Source organism: Kitasatospora sp. NPDC127067, from assembly GCF_042724755.1.
GTDB classification, from domain to species: Bacteria; Actinomycetota; Actinomycetes; order Streptomycetales; family Streptomycetaceae; genus Kitasatospora; species Kitasatospora lactacystinica.
This window is the reverse complement of the sequence record NZ_JBHXEM010000109.1, coordinates 24,371-30,411: the sequence shown is the minus strand read 5'-3', so window position 1 is coordinate 30,411 and position 6,041 is coordinate 24,371. Positions and strand designations below refer to the sequence as shown.

Below are 6,041 nucleotides of genomic sequence, written 5' to 3'. Positions count from 1 at the left end.
GGCCCTCGTCGTGCCCGGGAATCAGTGGTGGCCGTGGCCGCTGCTGATCTCCTCGTGCTCCTCGACGGTGGGCTTGGCGATCTGGCTGCCCTTGCCGTAGAAGCCGCGGGAGAGCTTCACCCGCGTGCGGGTCCACAGCCCGGTCTTGCGGGCCACCCCGTTCTCGTCCACCTCGGGCGGCAGCTCGGAGGGCTGGGGCTGGTCGTGCGCGGTGAGGGTGTAGAGCCGGCCCGGCGGCAGCGGGGCGTGGATCTCGACGAACTCGCCGTGCTGGAGCCGGTTGATGACGCCGGTCTCCCGGCCGTGCAGCACCTTCTCCTTGTCCCGCCGCTGGAGGCCGAGGCACCACCGCTTGGTGATCACGAAGACGACCACCGGCACGGTGAAGAAGCCGATCCGCACCGCGTAGGTGATCGCGTTGATCGAGAGCTGGAAGTGGGTGGCCAGCAGGTCGTTGCCGCCGCCGGCCAGCAGGAGCAGGTAGAGGCCGATCCAGGCCGCGCCGAAGGCGGTGCGGACCGGGGCGTTGCGCGGCCGGTCGGCGATGTGGTGCTCGCCCCGGTCCCCGGTGATCCAGGCCTCCAGGAAGGGGTAGCCCCAGACGACCATCAGCACGAGCGGGAAGACCATCAGCGGGATGAACACCCCGAGGTTGAGGGTGTGGCCGCCCCAGACGCTGATCTCCCAGCCGGGCATCACGCGGATCAGGCCCTCGGAGAAGCCCATGTACCAGTCCGGCTGGGCGTCGGTGGACACCTGGTCCGGACGGTACGGCCCGTACGCCCAGATCGGGTTGACCGTGGCGATCGCGGACATCACCGCGACCACGCCGAAGACCAGGAAGAAGAAGCCGCCCGCCTTGGCCGTGTAGACCGGCAGCAGCGGCATGCCGACCACGTTCTGGTTGGTCCGGCCGGGCCCGGCGAACTGGGTGTGCTTGTGGTAGAAGACCAGGATCAGGTGTGCCGCGAGCAGGCCCACCATGATGCCCGGGATCAGCAGGACGTGGACGGTGAACAGCCGGGGGATGATCTCGGTGCCCGGGAACTCGCCGCCGAACATGAAGAACTGCAGGTACGACCCGACGATCGGGACGGCGAGGATGGCACCCTCCATGAAGCGGATGCCGGTGCCGGAGAGCAGGTCGTCCGGCAGCGAGTAGCCCATGAAGCCGTCGAACATGCCGAGGATCAGCAGCAGCGCGCCGAAGACCCAGTTGATCTCGCGCGGCTTGCGGAACGCGCCGGTGAAGAAGACGCGCATCATGTGCGTCAGCATCGCGGCGACGAAGACGATGGCCGCCCAGTGGTGGATCTGGCGCATCAGCAGGCCGCCGCGCACGTCGAAGCTGATCCTGAGCGTCGAGGAGTAGGCCTCGGACATCGCGATGCCCCTGAGCGGGACGTACGTCCCCTCGTAGACGACCTCGCCCATGCTCGGGGTGAAGAACATGGTCAGCCAGACGCCGGTGAGGATGATGATGACGAAGGTGTAGAGCGCGATCTCACCCAGCATGAAGGACCAGTGGTCGGGAAAGATCTTGCGCAGATTGGACTTGGCCAGGGAGTAGATGCCCAGTCGGCCGTCGGTCCAGTCGGCCAGGGCCTCGGCCTTGTTGGCGGGGTCGGCGCGCGTGCTGGTCACCGGTCCCGGCTGCGACTGCTGGTCGGTTCTCACGACGGGCTCCCCGGCGTCCTCGGCGTGCCGTGCTGGAGGCCCGCCGGCGGGAACACCGGCCGGCGAAGTGTTGTGATCATGGGACCTCTCGATACGGGCCCGCCGGCCGGACCGGCGCGCGGACCAGGTGTTCCACTGGACCCGTTGCTCAGGGTGATGGAGCGCTTACTCTGTCATGCTGTCGGCAGGGGGCCGACTGTGCACGTCCATCGGCCCGTCCGGCCGCTCGTGTCGGGCCGGACGGGGGCCCCTGACGCCCGATCGGCTGGCCGCCGCTCGGCCCAACGGGTGCCGATGCTGCGGTCGAGTGCCGCTGAACCGTTTCGGCGCGCGCCGCGGCCGGGGGTCGCGTGGTCCCGGGCCTACGCTGCGCCAATGGTGGATCACCGTGAACTCTTCGAGGACGTCACCGAGGCCCTGGCCCGCGCCGGGTTCGACACCGGACCGGGGCCCTCACCGCTGTGGATCGACCGTCACCCCGAGGGCGTGGTGGTCGGCTGGACGCCGGGCGCGGAGCCGGGCGGCCCACCCTCCCGGGAGGCGCTCGCGGCGCTGAGCGGCGCGGCCGCGGTCGTGCTCCGCGAGTGCGGCTACCTCGTCGCCGGGACGGAGGAGGGCGATCTGCTGGTGCGCTGCGCCGAACCGGTGACGGTCCCGGAGTCGTCCGAGCCGGAGCCGGTACCGGAGCAGTGGTGGGGGTGACCGCGAACTCCTGACGACCCATGAGGCCCGCGGGCCCGGTCAACGCGAGGGCGGGCTCATACCGAATCCTTACCCGAAGCGGGGGTGCGGTTGACCTTGCCGGCTCTAAGGTTTGCCTAAGCTAAGCCGTCGCCCCGGACCCCGGTGTCCGGGGCGTTCGGCTGTGCCGCTCCACCGCCACCGCGGCGGAGGCGAGAACAGGTGAACGACCCGGGCCGGGCCCGGGGAAGGAGCCCGCCGCATGTGGGACGAGGCGTTTCCCAGCTTCCTGATCGGGCTGCGCGAGGGCCTGGAAGCCGGACTGATCGTGTCGATCCTGGTCGCCACCCTGGTCCGGGCGGACCAGAGGGCCCGGCTGCCCCAGGTGTGGACGGGCGTCGCAGCGGCCGTCGCGCTCAGCCTGAGCTTCGGCGCGGTGCTCACCTTCACCGCCGCCAACCTCTCCGGCCACGCGCAGGAGGCCTTCGGCGGGGTGCTCAGCCTGATCGCGGTCGGCTTCGTCACCGCGATGGTGTTCTGGATGCGACGCTCGGCGCGCACCCTCTCCGCCGAGATCAAGGAGAAGGTCCGGGCCTCGCTGGCGATGGGCGCCGGTGCGCTGGTGCTCACCAGCTTCCTCGCGGTCGCCCGGGAGGGCCTGGAGACCTCGCTCTTCCTGTGGACCAACGTGCGCACCGCCGGCGAGTCCACCGGGCCGCTGATCGGCGCGGCCCTCGGCCTGCTGCTCTCGGCCGGGCTCTGCTGGGGCCTGTACCGGCGGGCCCTGCGGATGAACCTCACCCGGTTCTTCACCATCACCGGCATCGGCCTGATCGTCGTCGCGGCGGGCGTGCTCGGCTACGGCCTGCGGGACCTCCAGGAGTCCGGGCTGATCGGCGGCGGCACCTCGTACGCCTTCGACCTCGGCGGGCACCTGGACGCCTCGTCCTGGTACGCGACGCTCGTCCAGGGCACGCTCAACCTGACCGTCACCATGACGGTGCTCCAGGTCGTCGGCTACGTCGCCTACCTGGGCATCGTGATGACGCTGTTCGTCGAGGGCGTCCGCGGCGGCACCAGCGCCCCGGCCGCCGCGCCCGCCGCTGCGGCCGCGCAGAAGCCCGCCGGGGCCGACGCGGAGTCCGAGGCCCCGCCGGCGCGGGCCGGCCGGCCGCGCTGGGTGCTGCCGACCGCGGCGGTCGCCGTCCCGGTGGTGCTGGCCGGCGCCGTGATCGCGATCAGCGACGGCAAGCAGGGAGGCTCCGCCACCGTCGCCGTCTCCGAGCAGGAGTGCGGCAAGGGCTTCGCCGCCCCGCGGCCCGGCCAGCAGGTGTTCCAGATGCGCAACACCGGCGACAAGGTCGCCGAGGTCTACCTCGTCGACCCGGGCACCGGCTCGGTCTACGGGGAGATCGAGGGCCTGGCCCCCGGCACCACCCGCGCCCTGACCGCCACCATCGGCTCCGGCGACTACGCCTGGCGCTGCGTGCCCACCGGCGGGAAGCCCGTCACCTCGGCCGCCGTGCACGTCAGCGGCGCCGCCGTGGTCAAGGCCGTCAAGCCGGTCGCCGAGGACGACCTCAAGGCCCCGCTCGACAGCTACAAGGAGTACGTCGGCCAGGGCCTCGCGACGCTCGTCACGCAGAGCCGGAAGCTCCAGGCCGACGTGCGCTCCGGCGACCTCGCCACAGCGAAGGCCGACTGGCTCGCCGCCCACCTCCAGTACGCCTCCCTCGGCGCCGCGTACGGCACCTTCGCCGACCTCGACGGCAAGATCGACGGCCGCCCGGACGGCCTCGCCGACAAGGAGATGGACCCGGGCTTCACCGGCTTCCTGCGCCTGGAGTACGGCCTCTGGCACGGCCGGTCCGCCGAGGAGCTGACGCCTGTCGCCGACGACCTGGCGCAGAACGTCGACCAGCTGGCGCACGACTTCCCCGGGCAGGACTTCGCCCCCGGCGACCTGCCGCTGCGCGCCCACGAGATCCTGGAGAACACCCTCCAGTTCGAGCTGACCGGCGACACCGACATGGGCAGCGGCACCAACCTGGCCACCGCCCAGGCCAACCTGGCCGGCACCCAGGAACTGCTGACGCTGCTCCAGCCGCTGCTCGACGAGCGGGACCCGCAGGTGCTCGTCAAGGCGAACGCCGGGATGAAGCGGGTCGGCGACCTGCTCGCCGCCGCGCACCGGCCCGAGGGCTGGACCCCGGTCGACCGGCTGCCCGCGGACGCCCGCCGACAGCTCAACGGGGCCACCGGCGAACTGCTCGAAGACCTCGCCCCCGTCCCCGCCCTGCTCGAAATCCGGAAGGCCGCCTGATGACCGACCACACCGCAGCCACCGGGTCCTGCCCCTTCCCGCACACCGCGCCGGCCGAGGCCGCCGCGGAGGGCGGCTGCCCGGCCGGACCGGCCCGGCGCAGCTTCGTCCGGGCCGCACTCGGCGCCGGTGCCGGCGCGGCCGTGCTGGCCGGTGGCGGCCTCGCCCTCGGCGCCGGCCAGGCCGCCGCCGGGGACGGCAGGCAGGAGAAGGCCGGGGCGGTGCCGTTCCACGGGGCCCACCAGGCCGGCGTCACCACCCCGGCCCCCGGCTTCGCGGCCTTCGTCTCCTGCCAGGTGATCGCCCAGGACCGCAAGGGCCTCGAAGCGCTGTTCCGGACCCTGACCGAGCGGATCCGCTTCCTCACCGCCGGCGGCACCCCGCCGGACCTCGGGGTCGGCGCGCCGCCCTCGGACAGCGGCATCCTCGGCCCGACCGTCCCCGCCGACCACCTGACCGTCACGGTCGGCGTCGGCGCCTCGCTCTTCGACGACCGCTACGGGCTGGCCAAGGCCAAGCCGGTCAGGCTCGCGCCGATGAAGACCTTCCCGAACGACAACCTCCGGGCCGCCGAACTGCACGGCGACCTCTCGCTGCAGATCTGCGCCGACCGCCAGGACACCATGCTGCACGCACTGCGCGACATCACCCGGCACACCCGGGGCGCGATGCAGATCCTCTGGCGGATCGACGGCTTCCAGAACCAGTCCCGCCCGTACGGCGCGCAGCGCAACCTGCTCGGCTTCAAGGACGGCATCGTCAACCCCGACACCGGCTCCGCGCGCGAGATGGACCGGCTGGTCTGGGTCGCCGACGGGACGGGCGAACCCGGCTGGGCGACCGGCGGCAGCTACCAGGTGATCCGCATCATCCGGATGCTGATCGAGTTCTGGGACCGCGTCACCCTCACCGAGCAGGAGAAGATGTTCGGCCGCCGCCGCGACACCGGCGCGCCGCTGGACGGCGCCCGGGAGACCGACGCGCCCGACTACGCCAAGGACCCGGACGGCAAGGCGATCCCGCTCGACGCGCACATCCGGCTGGCCAACCCGCGCACCGCCGACACCGACACCTCGCGCATCCTGCGCCGGGGCTTCAACTACGACCGGGGCGTCGACCAGGCGGGCAACCTGGACATGGGCCTGGTGTTCTGCTGCTACCAGCAGGACGTGGTGCGGCAGTTCGAGGCCACCCAGACCCGGCTGATCGGCGAGCCGCTGGTGGACTACATCTCGCCGACCGGCGGCGGGTACTTCTTCGTCCTGCCGGGCGTGAGGGACGAGGCCGACTGGCTCGGGCGGGGGCTGCTGGCCGCCGGCTGACGGCGGGTCCCACCGCGGGCCCGGCGCTGCCACGCGCC

The 6,041-nt window shown here is 72.3% G+C and carries 4 protein-coding genes; 3 read left to right on the top strand and 1 reads right to left on the bottom strand.

What is annotated here, in order from left to right; all coding sequences use genetic code 11:
• Positions 1 to 21 precede the first annotated feature (21 nt).
• Entirely contained in the window at positions 22 to 1,644 is a 1,623-nt protein-coding gene (locus ACFWJ4_RS31870; protein WP_380550192.1) for a cytochrome bc complex cytochrome b subunit, read from the bottom strand.
• A gap of 408 nt (positions 1,645 to 2,052) precedes the next feature.
• Here ACFWJ4_RS31870 and ACFWJ4_RS31865 point away from each other — a divergent pair, with 408 nt between their 5' ends.
• From ACFWJ4_RS31865 to efeB, 3 genes are all read left to right on the top strand, one after another.
• Complete coding sequence (locus tag ACFWJ4_RS31865; protein WP_359908787.1) at positions 2,053 to 2,379, top strand: hypothetical protein; 327 nt, start codon at positions 2,053 to 2,055, stop codon at positions 2,377 to 2,379.
• 241 nt (positions 2,380 to 2,620) lie between these two features.
• Positions 2,621 to 4,681, top strand: coding sequence for an iron uptake transporter permease EfeU (efeU, locus tag ACFWJ4_RS31860; RefSeq protein WP_380550186.1), 2,061 nt, complete (start codon positions 2,621 to 2,623; stop codon positions 4,679 to 4,681).
• Positions 4,681 to 6,003, top strand: a complete 1,323-nt coding sequence (gene efeB / locus ACFWJ4_RS31855; RefSeq protein WP_380550183.1) for an iron uptake transporter deferrochelatase/peroxidase subunit — start codon at positions 4,681 to 4,683, stop codon at positions 6,001 to 6,003. The genes efeU and efeB overlap by 1 nt, the downstream gene beginning before the upstream one ends.
• Positions 6,004 to 6,041: the final 38 nt, after the last annotated feature.

What these genes read in the sequence shown, in the direction of transcription:
- efeB (WP_380550183.1), top strand. Translation starts at nt 4,681, where the DNA reads ATGACCGACCACACCGCAGCCACCGGGTCCTGCCCCTTCCCGCACACC.
- efeU (WP_380550186.1), top strand. Translation starts at nt 2,621, where the DNA reads ATGTGGGACGAGGCGTTTCCCAGCTTCCTGATCGGGCTGCGCGAGGGC.
- ACFWJ4_RS31865 (WP_359908787.1), top strand. Translation starts at nt 2,053, where the DNA reads ATGGTGGATCACCGTGAACTCTTCGAGGACGTCACCGAGGCCCTGGCC.